The sequence below is a fragment of the Amycolatopsis balhimycina FH 1894 genome (assembly GCF_000384295.1).
Classification (GTDB): Bacteria; Actinomycetota; Actinomycetes; order Mycobacteriales; family Pseudonocardiaceae; genus Amycolatopsis; species Amycolatopsis balhimycina.
In genome coordinates this window covers 6121035-6140627 of the sequence record NZ_KB913037.1, presented here as the reverse complement: position 1 = coordinate 6140627, position 19593 = coordinate 6121035, and the positions used below count along the sequence as shown (strand labels likewise).

Below are 19593 nucleotides of genomic sequence, written 5' to 3'. Positions count from 1 at the left end.
AACCCAGGGGGCGGATATGGCACGGGAACGCACCTTCGCGGAGCGTCTGAGCACCCTGATCGAGGCCGCTCGGGTGAATGGCCGCGCACCGCACAGCTACCGGGAGATCTCCACCGCCGTCGAGCGGGCGGGCGGCCCGGCGATGTCGCCCGCCTACCTCCAGCAGCTCGCGACGGGCAAGCGGGTCAACCCCAAGATCCACTACGTCGAGGCGCTGGCGAAGCTGTTCGGCGTGCCGGTGACGTACTTCTTCGACGAAGAGGCCGCCGCGGCCCCGGCGGGCGAAGCCCAGCTGATGGCGATGCGGGCGCAGGAACTTTCGCCGCAGGGACGGCGGCAGGTGATGGACCTGCTGGAGCTCGTCGAACGCTACGAACGGGCCGAACGCGAGGGCCGGGGCCCGGGGGACACGGCGCGATGAAGGAGCGGGAACTGCGCAGCCGCTGCCGGAAACTGCTCAAGGAACTCGACATCGGACCGCCGCTGGACGTCGAAGTGCTGTGCGCGCGGCTGGGCGAGCGGCGCGGGAAGCCGATCCGGCTGATGGCGTACCCGCTGGAGGTGCCGGGCCCGTTCGGCTGCTGGATCGCGACGTCGTCCGCGGACTACATCTTCTACCAGGCCGAAACGACGAAATCGCACCAGGACCACATCATCCTGCACGAACTCGGCCACATGCTCGCCGACCACCACCCGCACGGCGACGCCGAGCCCGCCGACTTCCTGCGCGGCCCCACTCCGGATCTTGACCCGGATGCCGTACACCGCGCCCTGCGCCGCTCGTCCTACGATGACGCGCACGAGTGGGAAGCCGAAACGGTCGCGACGATCATCCTCGAATGGGCGTCCGTCCTGAACTACACGATCCCCCGGCGCGCCGCTGACCGGGATCTCCGCCGGATCCAGGGGGCGCTCGGCGATCACCAAGGGTGGTTGTGAGCACACTTTTCAGCCCCATCAACCTGATCGCCATGGTGCTGTTCGCCGCCGCGCTGGCGTGGCGGATCTACCAGGTGACGCGCGCGCCGACGGTGCCGAACTGGGCCGTGACGGCGTGCGTGGCCGGCTTCGCGGCGGCGTTCCTGCTGCAGCAACCGGTGATTTCCGGTGAAGTGGACGCGCTCCTCGGCCGGGGCGCGGCGCGAGTGGCGAACAACGCGCTGCTGGCGTGCGGCCTCTGCGCGCTGGTCGTCTTCTTCCTTCGCTCGGCGCTGGGCCCGCGCCGGAACCGCCGCGTGGCGATGGAGCTGGTGCCGCTGGCGGCGGCGATCGCGCTGATGGTCGTCGCGATGGCGCTGACGCCACCGGAGCTGCGCGGGCTCCCGCTGGGGCCGGCGACGATCCACGACAGCGGCGTCGCGGTGTTCTACCTCGGCGCCGGGTTGTACCTGATCTACGGTCTCGTCGCCTGCACGGCCTGGATCGTGCGGTATCTGCGGGTGGCCGACCGGAACCTGCGGATCGGCCTGCGGATCGGCGCGATCGGCCTGGCCTGCGCGGCGGCCGGCAGCATCTCCCGCGCGCTGTACATCGTGGTGGCGTGGGTGTTCGGCCCGCTGGTCAAGGTCCTGCTGCTGCTCGGCGTGCCGTTCGTGATCGTCGGCACGATGTTGTTCCTCGCCGGCGTCACCTACCCGGGGATCCGGGCGCGGATCGCGGCGCTGCGGCGGCGACGGCAGCACCGGCGCGAACACGAGGCGCTAGCTCCTTTGTGGACGGTTCTGGTCCAGGCGTTCCCCAGCATCGTGCTGCGGACACCGCCGCGACAGCGAGGCGGTGCCCACCGCGGGCACTACCGCCGGGTGATCGAGATCCGGGACGGCCTGGTGCAGCTGTCGCCGTACCTGGACGCGGACTTCGGCGAAGTCGTCGCCACCGATCCCGGCGCCGCGGCGGCCGCGTTGAAGACGGCGCTGGAGCGGCACGCGGCGGGCGAAGAGAACGACCGCCGCGCCAAGCAAGTTCTGCCCGCGGGGGCCGACGACATCGAATCCGACGTCCGGCCGCTGCTCGCGCTTTCGGCCGCGATGACGAACGGGGCGTGACGTGGACATCCTGATCACCGCCGGCCGGGTGCTGCCGCGGCCGTCGGCACCGGTGCGCGACGGCGCCGTGCTGGTGCGCGACGGCGTGATCGTCGCCGCGGGCCCGCGGGCGGACGTCGTCGCGCAGGCCGCGCCGGACGCGCGGCGGCACGACTTCCCCACCGGCACCGCGCTGGCCGGGCTGTTCAACGTCCACGTCCACCTGGCGTTCGACGCGACGCGCGAGATGTTGCCCCACTTCGAAGCGGACCCCTCGCCGTTGGAGGGCGCGCGTTCGCGAGTCCGGCAGCTGCTGCGCAGCGGCGTCACGACCGTGCGGGACCTCGGCGACCGCGGGCACCTCGGCGCCGCCGTGCGTCGCTCGTTCGAAGGTTCCGCGGCACCGCGGCTGCTCGTGTCGGGCCCGCCGATCACCGTGCCGGGCGGACACTGCCACTTTTTCGGTGGCGGAACGGCTTCCGACGACGAAATCCGGGCCCTGATCGACGCGAACGCGGCCGCGGGTGCGGACGTGATCAAGGTGATGGCCAGCGGCGGCCAGATCACCGAGGGCGGCGCCGACATGTGGGAGTCGCAGTTCGACGCCCGGCAGCTGTCCTTGATCGTCACGCACGCGGCGTCACACGGGCTGCCGGTCGCCGCGCACGCGCACGGCGCCGACGCGATCGAGGCCGCCGTCGAGGCCGGCGTGTCGACGATCGAGCACTGCAGCTTCATGACCGGGCCGCGGTCGTTCGACCGCCGCTCGCACGTGGCGAAGCGGATGGCCGCCGAGGGCGTCTCGGCGTGCTCGACGAGCAGCCGCAACTGGCGGACGATCGTCGAGCGGCTCGGCGAGGAACTCGGGCTGGCGATCTACGGACGGCTGCCGTGGCTCGAGGAGCAGGGCGTCCGGCTGCTCGCCGGGACGGACGCGGGCCTGTCCGGCTCGGTGTTCGGCGACCCGGCGGGCGCGCTGGAGCTGTACGAATGGCTCGGCTTCTCCCGGCGCCGGATCCTGGAGATCGCGACCGAGGACAGCGCGGCCGGCCTGGGCCTCGCCTCGGTGACCGGCCGGCTCGCGCCCGGGCTCGCGGCGGACGTCCTGGTCGTCGAAGGCGACCCCCTGGCGTCGCTCGCCGCCCTGCGCAACCCACTGCTGGTGCTGGCCCGGGGCCGCGCCGCCTAGGCTCTCCCGAGGTCCGTGAATGGCACATTGAGGGACTTAGAGTCCCTCAATGTGCCATTCACGGACCTTCACGATCGGGGAATGCCGAGTTGGGTGACAGTGTTTTAAAACAGTGTTACAGTCGCGGCAACCCCATCGAAGGAGTCCCCGATGCACGGACCCACCCAGCTGTTCACGGTGATCGCCCTGGTCTCCCTGCCGACCGTGATGTACGGCGGCTACGCGCTGATGGGCGTCATGCGCGACCGCAAGCTCACCGAGCACCAGCGCGCGATGTTCCGCGCCGGCCACGCCCACGCCGGCGTCCTGCTGATCCTCGCCCTGGTCGCACTCCAGATCCTCAGCCGCACGACGCTGTCCGACACGACGCTGTGGATCACCTGCTTCCTGCTGCTGTTCGGGATCCTCGCCCAATCCGGCGGGTTCTTCCTCCACCTGATCCCGAACCGCGGCAAGCTCGCCGGGCGCGTGACGTCGGTCGGCGCGGTGCTCCTGGCGGCGGCCACGCTGCTCACCGCGTACGGGGTCGCCTTCGCCTGAGCGCCGGTCGTTAAGCTGACGACGTGCCTGAATACCTGCCGACCGCGCCCTACAAGGGGACCCGGGACTTCCTGCCCGCCGAAATGTCCGTGCGTACCCAGGTGTTCGGTCATCTCTACGACGTCCTCGAGCGCCGCGGCTTCCTCCGCTACGACGGCCCGATCCTCGAGTCGGCCGAGATCTACGAGCGGAAGTCCGGTCAGGAGATCGCGGACAAGCAGCTCTACACCCTCACCGACAAGGGCGGGCGGCGGCTGGCGCTGCGGCCCGAGATGACGCCGTCGGTGGCGCGGATGATCGCCGGGAGCGCCAAGTCGCTGTCGTTCCCGGTGCGCTGGTACAGCCACCCGAACTGCCACCGGTACGAGGCGCCGCAGCGCGGCCGCGTGCGCGAGCACTGGCAGATCAACGCGGACATCTTCGGCTCGGACAGCGCCAACTGCGAGATCGAGATCTTCGAGCTGGTGCACGACATGATGGCCGCGCTGGGCGCGACGCCGGACATGTTCGTGCTGCGCGTCAACGACCGGAACCTGCTGACGTCGGCGCTCACCGACGTCGCCGGGGTGTCGGAGGACCACCTGAGCCAGGTGTTCGCGCTGGTCGACCGCTGGGAGAAGTACCCGCGGGAGAAGCTGGCCGAGAGCGCCGGGGAGATCGGGCTCTCGGACAAGCAGTTCGACAAGCTCGCCGAGACGCTCGACGCGGGCGAGGCGCTGCTCGACGAGCTGCCGGCCGAGGTGCGGGAGCAGTCGAACCTCGTGCGGGTGCTGAACAGCAGCGCCGGTTCGCTGGTGAAGTACGAGCCGATCATCGTGCGCGGGCTGGCGTACTACACGTCGACCGTGTTCGAGGTCTTCGACACCTCGCCGGAGAACCGCCGTGCCCTGTTCGGCGGCGGCCGCTACAGCGACCTGGCGTCGATGTTCACCCCGCAGCAGATCCCGGGCATCGGGTTCGGCATGGGCGACGTCACGCTGATCGACTTCCTCGACACGCACGGCCTGACGCCGTCGCCGCGCAGCGAGGTCGACGTCATGGTGATCCCGGTGACCGAGGACCTCTCGGACGCGGCCCGATCGGTCGCGCGTTCGCTGCGCGCGGCGGGCCTGCGGACGTCGACGCCGATCGAGCACCGCAAGCTGGGCAAGGAACTGACCCGCGCCGACAAGGCGGGCGCGGCCGCGGTGGTCATCATCGGCCAGGACGACTGGGCCGCCGGGAACGTGACCGTGCGCAGCCTCGCGACGCGGGAGCAGAACCCGGTCGCGATCGCCGACGCCGCGTCGGCGGTCCAGGCGCTGCTGGCTTAATCGGCTCGACTCCCCCTCGGCGCCCGGGCATCCTTGGGCGCCGAAGAGGGGGAAGCCGATGTTCGAAAGAGAGATGCCCGATCTCGACGCGTTCGCCGCGGGTGACGTCCGGCGGTGGGCGGAGTTCGACATCGAGGTCCGCACCGCGTGGTGGGCGAACCAATCGTGGTACCTCTTCCGCGGCCACGAGTCGCGCGATCTCGGCCGGAGCCCGTCGCGGGAGGTGCTGGCCGAAGCCGCGTGCCACGGCAACGGGCGCATGCGCGAGGCCGCCGTCGAACGGCTGGCGGTCAGTACCGATCCCGAGGCGGTGCCCCTGCTGCTGGTCCGGTGCGTGGACTGGGTCCGGCCCATCCGGGACATCTCGCGGACGCTGGTTCTGCCCAAATTGGACGAATCGGCGTTCCGCGCGATGCTGCCGCTGATCGGCGTGCTGCGGCGGCGCGAGGTCGACGACTGGATGACCACGCTGTTCCGGCGAGCACTGACACCGCGGCTGCTCGACGACGCGTTGGCACTGGAGGACCGGGAAACCCGCCGCTGGGTCCACGCGGAGGCGGTCGGGCTTCTGTCGCGCGAGCGGCTGCTGGAGATCGCGTCCACGCACCCCGACTTCGTCGTGCGCGCGATCTGCGGCAACGCGCTGCTCGACCGCGGCGAATGCGCCGAGGAGCTGCTGGCGGCCGGGGCGCCGAAGATCCGGATGCGGGCGTTGACGCTCCTCGGTCTCGACGCCGCGGTGGCCCACCTCGCGGACCGTGCGTCGGCGGTGCGGTCGATGGCGCAGGCGCTGGTGCTCAAGGCGGGCGGCGACCCGGCGGCGCACTACCGCACGCTGCCCGTCTCGTTCGGCATGCTCGCCGGACTGGGTGAAACCGGCACGGCCGCCGACGCTCCGCTCCTGGAGCGTCACCTGACCGACGAGCGTCCCCAGATCCGGCGGGTAGCCATCCGCGGCCTGCGCCGGGTGGCGCCGGAGTCGGCGGCGGTGTGGCCGCTGCTGACGGACCCGTCGCCCGCGGTGGCCCGTCAAGCGGTGGAGTTCCTGCGCGGCAAGCCGGCCCTGGTCGACGTCCCGGCGCTCCGGGAGCTGCTGGCGCCGGAACGCCCGGTCCGGACGAGACGGGCGGCCGCGGCGTTGCTGCGCGACCAGGACACCTGGCTGCGTCTGCACACCAACCTCGCCCTGCTGTCCGACCCGGACCTGGCCGCCGGCGCCCGTCACGACTTCCGCGCCTGGCTCCAGCACTCGGCGGCGATCTACACCACGCCGTCCCCGAGCCTGGCCGCCGAAATCGAGGCACTCCTCCCCCGCGTACCCCCGAAGGAAGCCCGCGAAATCCGCTTCGCCCTCCCCCGCTGACGTGCGGGAAGGGTCGACACGCGTGATTGAGAAGCCGACACGCGTGATTGGAGGGTCGACACGACGAAGCCAGCGCCGCCTCGCCGTGTCGTCTCTTCAATCACGCGAGTCGACCCTCCAATCACGCGAGTTGACCTACTGATCACGTGGGGTCGGCGCGGAGGAGGCGGAGGGTGAATGTTGCGCCGGCTCCGGGGTGGCCGGCGGCCGCGATCGTGCCGCCGTGGCCCGTCACCACTTCGCGGACCAGGGCCAGGCCGATGCCGAAGCGGCGGCCGTCGCCGTCCGGGCCGCGGGCGAACCGCTCGAACAGGCGGTCCGCGTCGGCCGCCGGGAAGCCGACGCCCGTGTCGCGGACGCGCAGCTCCACGTGCCGTTCGTCGGGCACGCCCAGCCACACCTCGATCGAACCGCCGGGCGGGGTGTGGCCGAGGGCGTTGTCCAGCAACGCCGACAGCACGCGACGCAACGCCGTCGGGACGCCCTGGACGACGTACGGCCGCCGCTCGCGTGTCACCGCCAGCCGGACCCGGCCCTCCCCCGCGCGCACCGCTTCCGCCGCGACCGCTTCCTCCGCGAGCAATCCGAGTTCGACCGGTTCCAGCGACGGCCGTTCCCCGCACGCCCGCGCCGACAGCAGCAGATCCTCGACGACCTCGCCGAGCTCCCGCGTACCGCGCACCAGCTGGTCGAGGTCCTCCGCGTCACGTCCCGAAGCCCGCCGGGCCAGCAGCTGCGCGCGCGTGTGCAGCCGGGTCAGCGGGGCGCGCAGCTCGTGGGACGCGTCGGCGACGAACGTCCGCTGCCGCCGCAGCGCGTCCTCCAGCGGCCGGATCGCCCGTGTCGCCAGCACCCGCCCGCAGAGCACGGCCCCGAGCAGGGCGAGCACTTCGGCGACGCCGAGCCCGAACACCAGCGACGAACGGTCCTGGATCTGGTACCGCTCTTCGAAGAACGCCTGCGAGACGACGCCGCCGCGGTTCTCCACCCGGATCGTGTACGTCATGCCGCCGAAGGAGCGCCGTTCGGTGTGGACGTCGCCGGGCGAAGGCACCGTGCCGTCCAGGGCGGGCAGCGGCATCCCGGCCGGTGGCGGCCCCGCCGGCGCGTGCGCCCCCGGCGTGAACAGCCAGACGCAGCCGGGCGGGATCGTTCCCGGGCCGAGCTGGATGGTCCGGGCGAGCGTCCGGTCGGCGTCGGCGTGCTGCCCGGACAACAGCATCCCGTACGCGATCGCGCCCGCGAGGGCCACGAGCAGCGAAACCACGACGGCGATCTGCGCGGTGATCGCCCACCGCGCCCGCCACAGGGCCCGCTCTTCGGGGGCGGGCCTCATACCGCGCCGATCTGGTAGCCGAGGCCGTGCACGGTCCGCACGACGTCCCGGCCGAGCTTGCGCCGCAGGTAGTAGACATACGTGTCCACAATGGACTCACCGGTCGAGTCGGCGAACACGCGCGTGCGCAGCGCGGCCCGCGGGTGGATGGCCTTCGGCCGTTGCGCCAGCGTCCTGAGCAGCTCGAACTCCCGCCCCGACAGCGTGATCCGCTCGCCGCGCGGCAACACGACCTCGTGCCGCAGCAGGTCGAGAGCCGCCGCACCGAGCGGAAGGCTCTCCGCCCCTTCGAGGTCACGGCGGCCCAGCGCGCGCAGCCGGGCCAGGAGCTCCTCGGCCTCGAACGGCTTGACGAGGTAGTCGTCGGCGCCGGCGTCGAGCCCGGCGACGCGGTCGGCCACCTCGCCCAGCGCCGAGAGCACCAGGACCCGCGTGGTCACCGCCCGGGCCCGCAGCCGCCGGAGCAGCTCCAGGCCGTCGAGCACGGGAAGCCGCCGGTCGATGATCATCACGTCGTACTGCCCGGTGAGCCCGAGGTGCAGCCCGCGCTGACCGTCGTGGGCGGCTTCGGTTTCGTAGCCGGAATCGGCGAGCAGCTCCGCGAGCATGCCCGCCAGTTCCCGGTCGTCTTCGACCAGCAGCACTCTCGGTTTCGTCGCCGCATCGCGCACGACTCCATACTGGCAGTGATTTTCCGAAATTGAAGAATCAACTTTTCCCGGTCACCGGAACGGCTTCGGCCGTCAGGAGTATCTCCGTGCTCCCCTTGCGGGCATCGCGGCGGTCGAGCCAGCTGAGCGCCGGCGCGGTCATGATCGTGGTGACGAGGGCGACCAGCACCAGCACGGTGAACAACGCCGGCGAGACGATTCCCGCGGCGAGCCCGACGTTCAGCGCGATCAGCTGCATCAGCCCGCGCGCGTTGACCAGCACCCCGACGCGCGAGGCGATCGACGGCGGCTCCCCCGCCAGCCGGGCCGCGCCCCAGGACGCGCCGAGCTTGCCGATGATCGCGACGACCACGCACAACACCGCGAACGCGAGCAGCTTCGGGTCGGCGAGCAGCGCGAACCGCGTGTTCAGGCCGGAATAGGTGAAGAACAGCGGCAGGAACACGATCCGCCCGATCGGCATGATCTTCGCGAGCACGGCGTCGGCGGCGGGCGTGCGGGGAAACGCGATCCCGACGCAGAAGGCGCCGAACACCGCGTACAGGCCGATCACGTCGGTGAACCAGGCGGCGGCGAACAACGTCATCGCGGTGACCAGCACCCGCTGGTCGACACCGAGCCGGTCACTGCTCATCGCCCTCGCCAGCAGCCGCCGACCGACGACGAACACCAGCCCGGCGAACAGCACGCCACCGCCCAGCGCGAGCGCCACCGGCCCGGCCGACCCGGCGTGCATGCCCAGCACCACGGCCAGCAGCAGCCACGCCAGGACGTCGTCGAGCGCGCCGCAGGCCAACGCCAGCGAGCCGAACCTCGTGGCGGCGATCCCGCGCTCGGTGATGATCCGCGCCAGCATCGGGAACGCCGTGATCGCCAGCGCCACGCCGACGAACGCGGCCGACGTCACCGGCGAAACACCCTCCTTGCCGATGCCGATCCACGCCGAGCCGAGGACCGCGACCCCGACCCCGAGCGTGAGTGGCACCAGCGTCCCGGCCGACGAGATCGCCGCGACCGACTTCCGCGACTGCTTGATACTGCCCACGTTGAACTCGTACCCGGCACCGAACATGTAGATGACCAGGCCGATCTGGCCACCGACGTAGAGCAGCGACCGGATGCCGTCCGGGAACAGCGCCGCCTGCACACCCGGAAGCAGCAAGCCGAGCAGTGAGGGACCGAGCAGCACGCCGGAGATCATCTCCCCGACCACCGGCGGCTGGCCGAGCTTCACCGCGACCAGGCAGACCAGCCGGACCGCCACGAGGATCACCACGACGGCAAGGAAGAAAACGGGCGCCGCTTCGGACGGGCTCATCGATTACCTCCGGCGAAGTAGGTCGAGCAAAGGGCCTGGCGACGGGCATCGAGAACCATGTAGGTGCCGAAGACGAGCTGCGCGAGGCTGCGCCAGACGTCTTCCCAGCGGTCACGCACCGCCAGCCACACCAGTGGCAAGCGCTTGCGCCGGGCACCGCGCCGCGTGAGCAGCGCCGGGCCGCGGTTGGGGATCGAGCGGGTGTGGCCGGCCGTCGAGGCGAGGCTGAAGCGGCGCAGCACTTCCCGCGTCACGACCCGCATGGTCAGCGGGGCCAGCCCGCGAGCCGGGCACGCGCGGTTCTGCGCGACCCCGAACGGGATGAAGTCGTCCTTCCCGGACTGGGCGGCGAAGTCCGGGTAGCTGAAGCACAGCACCGTCCCGGCCGGGATCGTCAGGTCCGCCAGTTCGATGTCCGCGGTGGAAATCCGGTGCGCGATGCCGAACAGCGGGTACGCGCGCAGCCCGTCGTCGATGACAAGGTCGATATCCTCCGGGTGGTCGACGAGCCGCTGCTGGATGTCGGCGTTCTGCGCGATGATCATCAGCAGGTGCGCCATCGCTTCGGACATCTGCACGACGGCGGTGTTGAAGAACGTGCCCTGCAGGTAGTAGGCCTGTTCCTCGGGGGTCAGGGATTCCGGCAGCGGATGCGGGACGTCGGCGAGCCGCCGCCGCAGGTACTTCGTCAGCCGGGCCCGGCGCCGCATGTTCCGCGGCCGCACGCACTTCAGCGCCGAGACGACGTCGTCCGCGTGCGCCACGATCAGCTCCCGCGCCTCGGGCGGGCACGGCTCGTCGAAGACCAGCTCGTGGTACAGCTCCGCCCAGATCGGCATCATCGCGTCGCGCAGCCGGACGAGCCCGGGTTCGAGACCGTCGAGGACGTGCGCGGCCACCCGCCGGGTCAGCTCCTCGGAGTCCCTTTTGGACCGGACGAGAATGTGCCGGGTGCACTTGGCGACCTCGTCGTAGCGCGGCCCCGGTTCGAGGTGCTCCTGGTGCACCTCCGGCCCCGGCGCGAGCCAGTACCAGAACAGGTCCGACAGCGCGGCGCCGCGGCTGCGGCCGTTCGCCGCCGGGTCGGCGTAGACGCGCCGGAAGTCGGCGGCGCCGACCTGCTCGCCCGGGACCGTCACCGCGTCCTGGCCGTTGACCAGCGCGAAGATCTTCATCCGCAGCGCCACGACCCGGCCGGGCAGCCAGACCGGCGCGGCCGCCACCGCCGTCGCGGCCAGTACCTTGCCGATCATCGCCGCACCTGGTCCGGGGTGAGGTCGGCCGGCTGCCGGCCACCGCACATGGCCAGCGCCTGGTCGAAGTCCGCCCGCAGCAGTTCGAGCACCTCCGAGACACCCTCGCGCCCGCCCGCGGCCAGCCCCCACACCACCGGGCGGCCGACGCCGACCGCGTCCGCGCCGAGGGCGAGGGCCTTGACGACGTCGGTGCCGCGGCGGATCCCGCCGTCGAGCAGCACCGGCATCGCCCCGCCGATTGCGGCCGCGATCTCGGGCAGCACGTCGATGGTGGCCGGCACGGTGTCGAGCTGACGGCCACCGTGGTTGGACACGACGATCCCGGCGACGCCGTGGTGCACGGCCAGCCGCGCGTCCTCGGCGTGGAGCACGCCCTTGATCAGCACCGGCAGTTTCGTTTTCGACTGGAGCCAGGCGATGTGGTCCCAGTTCAGGCCGGCCGACATGACGATGTCGCGGACATGGCTGGCGTTGCCGCCGCTGCGGTTCTCACCGATGTTACGGAGGTTTTCCACGGCCAGCCCGGGCGGCAGGTCGTGGAAGTCGTTGCGATCGTCGCGCTCGCGGCGGCCGAGCACGGGCGAATCGACGGTCACGACGAACGCCTTGACGCCCGCGTTTTCGGCGCGGCGCACGATCGCCTCGGTGAACTCCAGGTCCGGCTGCAGGTAGAGCTGGAACCACAGGCCCGGGTCCGGCGCGACCTCGCGGGCCGCCGCGGCGATGTCCTCGATGGCCGTGGTGGCGGCCATGCTGACGATCATGATCGTGCCGGCCCGCGCCGCCGCGCGGGCCGTGGCGAGCTCGCCGTCGGCGTGCGCGAGCCGGTGGAACGCCGTGGGCGCGATCAGGATCGGCATGGATGACGGCGTCCCGAGCAGCTCGATGCTCAGGTCCCGTTTGTCGCTGCCGCGCAGCACCCGGGGCACCAGCCGCAGCCGTTTGTAGGCGCTTTCGTTCTCCCGCAGAGTGATCTCGTCCTGCGCGCCGCCCGCGAAGTAGTCGTAGTGTGCCGGGTCGAGGCGTTGCCGGGCGGCCGCCTCGAACTCCGCGACCGTGCGCATCACAGCTCCCGGGTGAAGAACGCGGTCAGCGGCTCGACGTGCACCTCTTTGTCCCACTCGTTCTCGAGGTTCTCGGTGACGTGGTGGGTCGCGACGAGCTCGCCGCGGCGGTAGTGCCGGACGATCGGGTGCAGGTAGTGGCCCTCGCCGTGGTCGTTCGCCTTGTCCTGCGCGGCCCGGGCGACGAAGTCGAACGGGTCGACCTTGTCGTGGTCGGGGCCGTAGTCGAGGGTGACGGCGAAGGCGTCGTCCGGCGGGTCTTGGAGGACGCGGTCGACCGGCACTTCCTCGAAGTAGCGGGCGGTGTCGCCGTCCACGACGACGACGTCGGCGAGGAAGCCGAACTGCTGGTACAGCGCGGAAGTCCGGTTGATCCGGGTGATCACGGCGTCGGTCAGCGCGTCCGGTTTGGCGGGCAGCTCGGCGTGCGGCCACGGGACGTCGTGGTAGCGCTCGCCGAGGATCTTGACCAGCGCGCGGGCGCCGTAGCGGAAGCCGTGGATGAACGCGCTGGTGGCCTTCTTGAAGTCGCGGACCTGGGTGATCGTGCCGGCGAAGTAGAGGCCGGGCACGTTGACCGACTCCCAGCTCGGCGTCTGCGCCGGGAAGCGGTCGTTGATCGTGAGTTCCGGACGGCAGTCGTCGTCGAACAGCGACGCGTCGAACCGGAAGCCGGTGCAGCAGATCACGCGGTCGTAGCGGACCTCCTTGAACACCTCGTCGGCGCGGGCGAAGGCGAACTTGACGTGGTAGCCGTCGTCGTCCTGGCGGATCTCGCGGACGTCGCCGTCGAGGATCGCGTGCTGCAGCTTGAGCTGGTACATGTCGAGGATGCCCGCGTTGTACGCGCGGAGGTGGCCGACGAAGTGCGTGCGCCAGGCCAGCTTCACCGGCCGCGGGCCACCGACGTGCACGACCGCGGCCGTCTCGATCAGGTTGTCGGCGGTTTCGAAGGCGGAGTTCCCCTTGCCGAGCACCAGGACGCGCCGGCCGGTGAAGCTCTTCGGGTCGACGTCGACGTCCACGTACTGGTCGATCAGCTCTACGCCGGGGAACTGCGGGATGTGCGGTTTGGTCACGCCGGTCGCCATGATCAGCCGGTGTGCCCGGTATTCGGCGTCACCGGCGGTGAGGACGAAGATCTCCTGCTCACGGCGGATGCGCGTCACGCGGGTGCCGTAGCGGACTTCGACTTCGTGCTTCGCCGCGTAGTCGGCGAGGTAGCGGAGGAGGTCCTCGGCGTCCGGGAAGAGTTTCTCGCTGTAGTCCGTGAAGAGCAGCGGGTCGGCGTCGCCGTCGGCGAGGATCGAGTTCCAGTCCATCCGGAGGTTCAGCTCCGGGTCGGTGTACCCGGTGTGCTTCTTGTTGATGGAGATGAGGGTCCGGTGCCGCGGGAAGGTCTCGAAGAAGTGGCCGGGTGCGGAGCCGCCCTCCAGCACCAGGTACCGGTGCCCGGCGCGGCCGAGGAACTGCCCCAGCTGCAGCCCGGCCGGCCCGGCCCCGACGACCAGATAATCGAGCACTTCCTCCGCCACGACGACCTCCTGGGGCTCGGCACCGATCGCATGATCGGCGCCGAGCCTGCTCCGGAGATCTCAGAAAAGCCTCAGAAGTAAGTTACCGGCCGGCTCGCGTGCTCGAAGCCGGAAGTCGCGTGAGCAGAGCCGGAACTCGCGTGATGGGAGCCGTGACGGCCCGGATCACGCGAGTTCCGGCTCCCATCACGCGAGATACGTCTTCGATCACGCGAGATACGGGCTTACCGGCCGGCGGCGCGGGCCAGACGCTCCGGATAGCGCTCTCCGGCGATCGCGTCGGCGGGCGCCGCGGCCGCGATGGCCGCGAGGTCGGCTGCGGTCAGCTCCAGCGAAGCCGCCGCGACGTTCTCCTCGAGGTACTTGCGGCGCTTGGTGCCCGGGATCGGCACCACGTCCTCGCCCTGGGACTGGACCCACGCCAAGGCCAGCTGCCCGGCGGTGACGCCCTTGTCCGAGGCCAGCTTGCGCAGCGCGTCGACGATGGCCATGTTCCGCTCGAAGTTGCCCTCGGCGAACCGCGGCAGCCCGCGGCGCATGTCGTCCTCGGGCAGGTCCGCGACCGACTTCACCGCGCCGGTCAGGAACCCGCGGCCCAGCGGGGAGAACGGCACGACGCCGATGCCCAGCTCCCGGCACGTGTCCAGGATTTCGCCCTCGATGCCGCGCGTCCACAGCGACCACTCGCTCTGCAGCGCCGTCACCGGGTGCACCGCGTGCGCGGCGCGGATCGTCGCGGCGCTCGCCTCCGAAATCCCCGCGTACCGGATCTTCCCGGCCTCGACGAGGGAAGCCAGCGCGCCCCACGTCTCTTCGATCGGCGTGTCCGGGTCGACGCGGTGCTGGTAGTAGAGGTCGATGTGGTCGACGCCCAGCCGTCGCAGCGACTCGTCGCAGCTTTGCCTGACGTACTCGGCGTCACCGCGGGCGCCCATCACGCCGTCGTTCCACACGATGCCGAACTTCGTCGCGAGCACGACCTCGTCGCGGCGGCCGGCGATCGCGCGGCCGACCAGCTCCTCGTTGACGCCGTTCGCGTAGACGTTCGCGGTGTCCAGCAGCGTCACGCCGAGGTCGAGAGCCTTGTGGACCGTCGCGATCGACTCTTCGTCGTTGTCGCGGACGCCGTAGGCCTGGCTCATCCCCATGCAGCCCAGCCCCTGAGCACTGACTTCCAGTTCGCCGAGCTTCCTGGTCTTCACGCGGAAATCTCCTCCATACCGGGTTCCACGCCGAGCACCTTCCGCTCGACCTGGGCGTAGTTCTCGATCTTGTAGTCGAGGACGTCGAGGCAGCCCTGCAGCTCGGCGATCCGTTCGGCGACCGACCGCCGCTGCTCCACCAGCAGCGCCTTGCGGCGGCCCGCGCTCGCGACGCCGTGACGGCGCAGCGACGCGTACTCGCGCATGCTCTTGATGGGCATGCCGGTGGTGCGCAGCTTGGTCAGGAACCCCAGCCAGCCGAGGTCGTCGTCGGAGTACGCCCGGCGGCCCGCGGCGTCCCGGGCGGGCGGGTCGAGCAGTTTGATGCGCTCGTAGTACCGGAGGGTGTCGATGGACAGCCCGCTACGTCGAGCGGCTTCCGCTATCGAGTAGCTCATGGTCTCGACAGTACGACCTGGAGTGCACTCCAGGTCAAATCACCGAGGCTGCAAAAATAACAGCGTTGTACTACGCTGGGTAGATGGCGCGACCACGCACGCACGACGAGGCGCTCCGGCTCAAGCTGCTCGACCGGGCCGGGGAGCTCATCGCCGCCGACGGGCCGAAGGCGCTTTCACTGCGGAAGCTCGCCGCCGACGCCGGGACGTCGACCACCGCCGTGTACTCGCTCTTCGGCAGCAAACCCGACCTGGTCAACGCGCTCTACACCGAAGGCTTCCGCCGCTTCGGCGCCCGGATGGCCCACACGCCACTGACCGGCGACACCGTCGAGGACCTCGTCGCGCTCGGCAGCGCCTACCGCGCGAGCGCCCTGGCCGACCCGCACCTGTACGGGATCATGTTCACCAGGTCGGTCCCCGGGTTCGAGCCGAACGAAGCCGCCGAGAAACTCGCCCGCGAAACGCTCAAGCCCCTGGAACTGATCATCCGCCGCGCCATCGCCGACGGCGTCTTCCTCGACGTCCCGCCCGAGACGATCGCGGTCGGCTGCTGGGCCATCGTGCACGGCCTGGTCTCGCTGGAATTGACCGGCAACCTGCCGGAGGAGTTCGACGTCACGAGCTCGTACGAGCGGGCCCTGCGCGCGAACGCCTCCGGCTGGCTGAGTCCTCAGGCCAGCGGCAACGACCCGTCGTAGAGGATCGCGCCGAGCGCGTCCCGGACCACTACGTGCACCTTCACGTCCGGGACGACACCGAGTTCCTTCGGGATCCAGGTCAGGGCCATGCCGTCGGCGACTTCGGCTTCGACAGCAGTCCCGACGCCGAAGTCGATGGTCGTCTTCGCCGCGTTCACGGGCACCGCGACGGCGTACGGCGTCCGCGACTTCCCTGGCTCGCCGCCCGCTTCGGTCGCCCCCAGGGTGCTCACCCTCAACAGCCGCACCGGCGCGACCGGCCGCGGGACGAAATCGGGGTACACGCGCGACTTGGTCTTCCCCGGCCGCTGGTAGTCGGGCTCGGTCGTGCAGACGACGACCCGGTCACCGCGGCGGCCCAGGACCACCCGGTAGCCGCCGGTCTCGAGCAACGGCCCGGGCACGTAGGCCGTGGCGTCGGGGAGCACCTCCTCGGCCGCGGCCAGGCACTCGCCCAGCGCCCGCCCCGCCGGGGACGTCCGGTCGGCGGCCACCGGCCGGTCGACGACCGAAAGCAGGGGCGGCGGCGCCTCGGGCAGCACGAACCCCTTCGGTTCCGGAGGATTGGCGAGGGTGAGCGTCGTCCGCGCCGGGTCGGTCCGTGTCATCACCACGAACTGGCGGGAGACCGGGGAGAACTTGATGTCCTGGGACGAGGAGTCCCCGCCTTCGGTGTGCGACGCGAGGAAAGCGCCCTCCGTCCCGGGGCCGAGGATCCCGCCGACCGTGCCGGTGGCACTGTGGAACAGCAGCTCGAAGTTCGCCCCCGGCACCGTGGTGGGTTCGAAGCTCGGATCCGACAACGTCACGGTCGTTTCCGTGGTCTCGCAGAACAGCGGCTTGCCGTCCGCCGTGGCCGCGACCACCGAATCCCCCTCCTGGACCTGGGTGAACAGCGGGACCCATTCCTCGTTCACGAGGTAGCCCGCCCGGTCCACCGACTTGTTCGCCGCTTTGAAGGCCGCCCGGCAGCGGTCGAGCGACGACTTCGCCACGCGGGCGTCCAAGGTCAGCCCGCCACCGGCGACCGGCGCGGGGCCGACGTCGGCGGGCTGCCGGAAGACCTGCGTCGCGACGACCGCGCCCGCGGCCAGCACGACGACGGCCGCCGCGGCGGCGTACCAAACCCGAGAGGACGGCCGCCGCTTCGCGATGCCCCGGCGGAGTTCGGCACGCAGCAGCTCACGGACGTCGTCCGGCAGGGCGCGCCGGGGCGGGAGACCGAGGTCCTCGCTCATTTCTCCTCCAGCAACGTGCGCAGCCGGGCACGGGCCCGGGACAGGTGGGCGCGGACGGTGACCTCGGCGACCGTCAGCAACGCGGCGGCGTCGGCGACGCTCACGTCCCCGAGCAGGCACAGCTCGACGACGTCCCGCTGCGACTTCGGCAAGGTCCGGACGGCGTCGACGACCTCGCGCAGCCGCTGCTCGCCGTCGAGCCGCTCGGCCACCGCGTCGGCGTGATCGGACACCACCGGCGGGTCCGGGATCTTCCGGAGCAGCCGCAGCCGCCGTCGCGCGCCGCGGTATTCGTCACGGGCGGCGTTTCCGGCGACCGTGTAGAGCCACGGCAGGGCGCTGTCCCGCACGAGCGTCACGTCGGCGCGGCGGCGCCAGGCGGTCAGGAACGTCGTCGACGTCAGGTCTTCGGCGCCGGCCCACGAGCCGGTCAGCCGGTAGGCGTGGTTCCAGACGGCCTCGGCGTGCCGCTCGAAGAGCTCGCTGAACGCCGCCTCGTCGCCGCCGGAAGCCCGGTCCCACAGTGCCCGGTCGTCCACCGGCGCCCCCGTCGCATGGCTGGTCACACTCCTCAGTGGCCGGCATCGGCCGGGACGTTGCCGTCCGGCGGGAACTGCGCGTCCGCCAGGTCGAGCTCCTGGTGGTCGCCGCCCTCGAAGTGGGCTCCCTCGTCGAAGACCGCGCGCGAGAACTCGAACCGGCCCCCGGATCGGACCCGGGTGAAGCGGACATCCGCGGCGAAGTGTGCCCGGGAGAAGAACGCGCCTTCCTCGAAGACCGACCGATCGAAGTTCACGATGTCGCGGAAGTCCGTGCCGTAGAACCCCGCCTGGCGGGTGAAGCGCGTGCCGCGGATGTGGAGCTGACCGATGAACCGGGCGCGGCTGAAGTCGGCGGCGGTCACAGTGCACCCGCTCAGCCGGAAGTCGACGAGAGTGGCTCGCTGCAGATCAATCGACATCCCCGGCCAGTAGCCTCCGGCGTCGTGGCTCAGGTGCGTCTTGAGCATTTCCTGCACGGCCAGCCGGACGAGGAGTTCGCTCTCCTCGGGGTCGTCGGCCAGGTCGAGGGCCGCGCTGCCCCTGAGCCCCACGACCGGGGCCTTGAACGGCATCCGCAGGTACGCGCACCACACGTTGACGATCGTCTGGCGCTGCTTGGGGTTGTCCTGCCCGAGCCGCTCCAGCGCGTACAGCCCGCCCAGCCGGACCGGCGCCTTGTCGCTGCCGAGCTGCTCGACGGCCTTCGTGTACAGCTCGGTGACCCGGCGTTCCTCCAGGTCCCGCGTCGTCTCGGTCAGCTGCAGTTCGAGGGTGCGCTGGCGGCGCGTCGCCAGCCACAGCGCGAACACCCCGCCGGCGCCCGCGCCGACGCCGAACGCCGTCTTGACCGCGTCGATCCGCACCGGCGCGGTCGGCTCCCCGGACCAGGCGAGGAACAGCCACAGCAGCCCGGCGGTGACGGCCGCGACCGCGGCGGCGGTCACGGCGATCCACCGCCACTTCAGGACCGGCAAGGCTAGACGGCGCCGTACTGACGGTCACCCGCGTCGCCGAGGCCCGGCACGATGAAGCCCGAGTCGTTGAGGCGCTCGTCGATGCTCGCCGTCACCACCCGCACCGGCAGGCCGGCCTTCTCCAGGTGGGCCAGGCCTTCCGGCGCGGCCAGCGCGCAGATGGCCGTGACGTCGTCGGCGCCGCGATCGGTGAGCAGCCGGATCGTGTACTCCATCGAGCCGCCGGTGGCGAGCATCGGGTCGAGCACCATGACCGGCCGGTCGGCGAGCGATTCCGGCAGCGACTCCAGGTACGGCGTCGGCTTCAGCGTCTCCTCGTCGCGCGCCAGGCCGACGAAGCCCATCTGCGCGTCCGGGATCAGCTTGTGGGCCTGGTCGGCCATGCCCAGCCCGGCCCGCAGCACCGGTACCAGCAGCGGCGGCTTGGCGAGGGTGTAGCCGTCGGTGCGGGCGACCGGCGTGTGGATCCGCGCGGTCTTCACCGGCAAGTCGCGCGTGGCTTCGTAGACCAGCATGACGGTCAGCTCGTGCAGCGCGGCCCGGAACGCGGCGCTGTCGGTGCGCGCGTCACGCATCGTGGAGAGCCGGGCCTTCGCGAGGGGGTGATCGACGACGTGCACATCCATGCGGGTCAACTTAGCCGGTGGAGCTGTTCCGCGTCCCTTCCGAGTTCGTAGAGGTTGACGGATTCGAAGAAGTGCTCGACGACCGGGGCCAGCTTCTCCCCGGGCCACTCGGGCACGTCGTAGGCGTACTCGCCCGGCTCGATCACGATGGTGAGCTTCCAGTTCGCATACACACCGTCGAGCGTCCAGGTCCGGTCCATGCGCTTGTCCTTCTCGAGCATGACCAACCCTGGGTTCTTGCCACGGACGCACGCAACTGTTCAACCGGGTGAGCGATCTTCCTTGCCTCGGTGGCAAGCGGTG

Annotated in this window: 21 protein-coding genes; 8 read left to right on the top strand and 13 right to left on the bottom strand. The window is 71.1% G+C overall.

Going from position 1 to position 19593, the window contains the following annotated elements; all coding sequences use genetic code 11:
- The first annotated feature begins 16 nt into the window (after positions 1-16).
- The 7 genes from A3CE_RS0128040 (at position 17) to A3CE_RS0128010 (ending at position 6429) form a co-directional block, all read left to right on the top strand.
- The gene (locus tag A3CE_RS0128040; protein ID WP_020643419.1) at positions 17-421 is read left to right on the top strand and encodes a helix-turn-helix domain-containing protein; all 405 of its coding nucleotides are present in this window, start codon (positions 17-19) and stop codon (positions 419-421) included.
- Positions 418-939: a hypothetical protein gene (locus A3CE_RS0128035; protein WP_020643418.1), complete on the top strand. Its 522-nt coding sequence runs from the start codon at positions 418-420 to the stop codon at positions 937-939. The genes A3CE_RS0128040 and A3CE_RS0128035 overlap by 4 nt, the downstream gene beginning before the upstream one ends.
- Positions 936-2045 (top strand): MAB_1171c family putative transporter, encoded by a 1110-nt coding sequence (locus A3CE_RS0128030; protein ID WP_020643417.1) that lies wholly within the window; start codon positions 936-938, stop codon positions 2043-2045. The genes A3CE_RS0128035 and A3CE_RS0128030 overlap by 4 nt, the downstream gene beginning before the upstream one ends.
- 1 nt (position 2046) lies before the next feature.
- Positions 2047-3213 carry an amidohydrolase family protein gene (locus A3CE_RS0128025; RefSeq protein ID WP_020643416.1) on the top strand — a complete coding sequence of 389 codons (1167 nt, stop codon included), beginning with the start codon at positions 2047-2049 and terminating at the stop codon, positions 3211-3213.
- Positions 3214-3363: 150 nt separating this feature from the next.
- Positions 3364-3753 (top strand): hypothetical protein, encoded by a 390-nt coding sequence (locus A3CE_RS0128020; protein ID WP_020643415.1) that lies wholly within the window; start codon positions 3364-3366, stop codon positions 3751-3753.
- 23 nt (positions 3754-3776) lie between these two features.
- A complete protein-coding gene (gene hisS, locus A3CE_RS0128015) occupies positions 3777-5066 on the top strand; it encodes a histidine--tRNA ligase (RefSeq protein WP_020643414.1) in 1290 nt (429 codons plus the stop codon).
- Between the two features lie 58 nt (positions 5067-5124).
- A complete protein-coding gene (locus tag A3CE_RS0128010; protein ID WP_020643413.1) occupies positions 5125-6429 on the top strand; it encodes a HEAT repeat domain-containing protein in 1305 nt (434 codons plus the stop codon).
- Between the two features lie 142 nt (positions 6430-6571).
- Here the strand turns inward: A3CE_RS0128010 and A3CE_RS0128005 are convergent, their stop codons facing one another.
- From A3CE_RS0128005 to A3CE_RS0127970, 8 genes are all read right to left on the bottom strand, one after another.
- The gene (locus tag A3CE_RS0128005) at positions 6572-7765 is read right to left on the bottom strand and encodes a sensor histidine kinase (RefSeq protein ID WP_020643412.1); all 1194 of its coding nucleotides are present in this window, start codon (positions 7763-7765) and stop codon (positions 6572-6574) included.
- Positions 7762-8409 carry a response regulator transcription factor gene (locus A3CE_RS0128000; RefSeq protein ID WP_020643411.1) on the bottom strand — a complete coding sequence of 216 codons (648 nt, stop codon included), beginning with the start codon at positions 8407-8409 and terminating at the stop codon, positions 7762-7764. The genes A3CE_RS0128005 and A3CE_RS0128000 overlap by 4 nt, the downstream gene beginning before the upstream one ends.
- A gap of 64 nt (positions 8410-8473) precedes the next feature.
- Positions 8474-9754: a cation:proton antiporter gene (locus tag A3CE_RS0127995; protein WP_020643410.1), complete on the bottom strand. Its 1281-nt coding sequence runs from the start codon at positions 9752-9754 to the stop codon at positions 8474-8476.
- Positions 9751-11007, bottom strand: a complete 1257-nt coding sequence (locus A3CE_RS0127990; RefSeq protein WP_020643409.1) for a cytochrome P450 family protein — start codon at positions 11005-11007, stop codon at positions 9751-9753. Before A3CE_RS0127990 ends, A3CE_RS0127995 begins: the two co-directional genes overlap by 4 nt.
- Positions 11004-12074, bottom strand: a complete 1071-nt coding sequence (locus A3CE_RS0127985) for an alpha-hydroxy acid oxidase (protein WP_020643408.1) — start codon at positions 12072-12074, stop codon at positions 11004-11006. The genes A3CE_RS0127990 and A3CE_RS0127985 overlap by 4 nt, the downstream gene beginning before the upstream one ends.
- Positions 12074-13609 carry an NAD(P)-binding domain-containing protein gene (locus tag A3CE_RS0127980; RefSeq protein ID WP_020643407.1) on the bottom strand — a complete coding sequence of 512 codons (1536 nt, stop codon included), beginning with the start codon at positions 13607-13609 and terminating at the stop codon, positions 12074-12076. Before A3CE_RS0127980 ends, A3CE_RS0127985 begins: the two co-directional genes overlap by 1 nt.
- A 224-nt stretch (positions 13610-13833) precedes the next feature.
- A complete protein-coding gene (locus A3CE_RS0127975) occupies positions 13834-14757 on the bottom strand; it encodes an aldo/keto reductase (RefSeq protein WP_185839837.1) in 924 nt (307 codons plus the stop codon).
- Between the two features lie 50 nt (positions 14758-14807).
- Positions 14808-15209: a MerR family transcriptional regulator gene (locus A3CE_RS0127970; protein ID WP_020643405.1), complete on the bottom strand. Its 402-nt coding sequence runs from the start codon at positions 15207-15209 to the stop codon at positions 14808-14810.
- An 83-nt stretch (positions 15210-15292) separates the two neighbouring features.
- Between A3CE_RS0127970 and A3CE_RS0127965 the strand changes: the two genes are divergently transcribed.
- Positions 15293-15910 (top strand): TetR/AcrR family transcriptional regulator, encoded by a 618-nt coding sequence (locus tag A3CE_RS0127965; protein ID WP_020643404.1) that lies wholly within the window; start codon positions 15293-15295, stop codon positions 15908-15910.
- Here A3CE_RS0127965 and A3CE_RS0127960 read toward each other — a convergent pair.
- The 5 genes from A3CE_RS0127960 to A3CE_RS0127940 are packed head-to-tail and all read right to left on the bottom strand — an operon-like array spanning position 15883 to position 19511.
- A complete protein-coding gene (locus A3CE_RS0127960) occupies positions 15883-17148 on the bottom strand; it encodes a hypothetical protein (protein WP_020643403.1) in 1266 nt (421 codons plus the stop codon). The genes A3CE_RS0127965 and A3CE_RS0127960 overlap by 28 nt on opposite strands.
- Positions 17145-17714, bottom strand: a complete 570-nt coding sequence (locus tag A3CE_RS0127955; RefSeq protein ID WP_026468936.1) for an RNA polymerase sigma factor — start codon at positions 17712-17714, stop codon at positions 17145-17147. Before A3CE_RS0127955 ends, A3CE_RS0127960 begins: the two co-directional genes overlap by 4 nt.
- A gap of 5 nt (positions 17715-17719) precedes the next feature.
- Positions 17720-18634: a pentapeptide repeat-containing protein gene (locus A3CE_RS0127950; RefSeq protein WP_051183939.1), complete on the bottom strand. Its 915-nt coding sequence runs from the start codon at positions 18632-18634 to the stop codon at positions 17720-17722.
- Between the two features lie 32 nt (positions 18635-18666).
- Positions 18667-19290 (bottom strand): uracil phosphoribosyltransferase, encoded by a 624-nt coding sequence (gene upp, locus A3CE_RS0127945; RefSeq protein WP_020643400.1) that lies wholly within the window; start codon positions 19288-19290, stop codon positions 18667-18669.
- A 5-nt stretch (positions 19291-19295) separates the two neighbouring features.
- Entirely contained in the window at positions 19296-19511 is a 216-nt protein-coding gene (locus tag A3CE_RS0127940) for a hypothetical protein (RefSeq protein WP_043791104.1), read from the bottom strand.
- Between the last annotated feature and the right edge of the window lie 82 nt (positions 19512-19593).

Excerpts from the sequence above, each read along its gene's own strand:
- A3CE_RS0127995 (WP_020643410.1), bottom strand. The coding sequence starts at position 9,754 with ATGAGCCCGTCCGAAGCGGCGCCCGTTTTCTTCCTTGCCGTCGTGGTG.
- A3CE_RS0127940 (WP_043791104.1), bottom strand. The coding sequence starts at position 19,511 with ATGCTCGAGAAGGACAAGCGCATGGACCGGACCTGGACGCTCGACGGT.
- A3CE_RS0127960 (WP_020643403.1), bottom strand. The coding sequence starts at position 17,148 with ATGAGCGAGGACCTCGGTCTCCCGCCCCGGCGCGCCCTGCCGGACGAC.
- A3CE_RS0128035 (WP_020643418.1), top strand. The coding sequence starts at position 418 with ATGAAGGAGCGGGAACTGCGCAGCCGCTGCCGGAAACTGCTCAAGGAA.
- A3CE_RS0127985 (WP_020643408.1), bottom strand. The coding sequence starts at position 12,074 with ATGCGCACGGTCGCGGAGTTCGAGGCGGCCGCCCGGCAACGCCTCGAC.
- A3CE_RS0127970 (WP_020643405.1), bottom strand. The coding sequence starts at position 15,209 with ATGAGCTACTCGATAGCGGAAGCCGCTCGACGTAGCGGGCTGTCCATC.
- A3CE_RS0128040 (WP_020643419.1), top strand. The coding sequence starts at position 17 with ATGGCACGGGAACGCACCTTCGCGGAGCGTCTGAGCACCCTGATCGAG.
- A3CE_RS0128010 (WP_020643413.1), top strand. The coding sequence starts at position 5,125 with ATGTTCGAAAGAGAGATGCCCGATCTCGACGCGTTCGCCGCGGGTGAC.
- A3CE_RS0127965 (WP_020643404.1), top strand. The coding sequence starts at position 15,293 with ATGGCGCGACCACGCACGCACGACGAGGCGCTCCGGCTCAAGCTGCTC.
- A3CE_RS0127975 (WP_185839837.1), bottom strand. The coding sequence starts at position 14,757 with ATGGGGATGAGCCAGGCCTACGGCGTCCGCGACAACGACGAAGAGTCG.
- A3CE_RS0128020 (WP_020643415.1), top strand. The coding sequence starts at position 3,364 with ATGCACGGACCCACCCAGCTGTTCACGGTGATCGCCCTGGTCTCCCTG.
- A3CE_RS0128005 (WP_020643412.1), bottom strand. The coding sequence starts at position 7,765 with ATGAGGCCCGCCCCCGAAGAGCGGGCCCTGTGGCGGGCGCGGTGGGCG.
- upp (WP_020643400.1), bottom strand. The coding sequence starts at position 19,290 with ATGGATGTGCACGTCGTCGATCACCCCCTCGCGAAGGCCCGGCTCTCC.
- A3CE_RS0127990 (WP_020643409.1), bottom strand. The coding sequence starts at position 11,007 with ATGATCGGCAAGGTACTGGCCGCGACGGCGGTGGCGGCCGCGCCGGTC.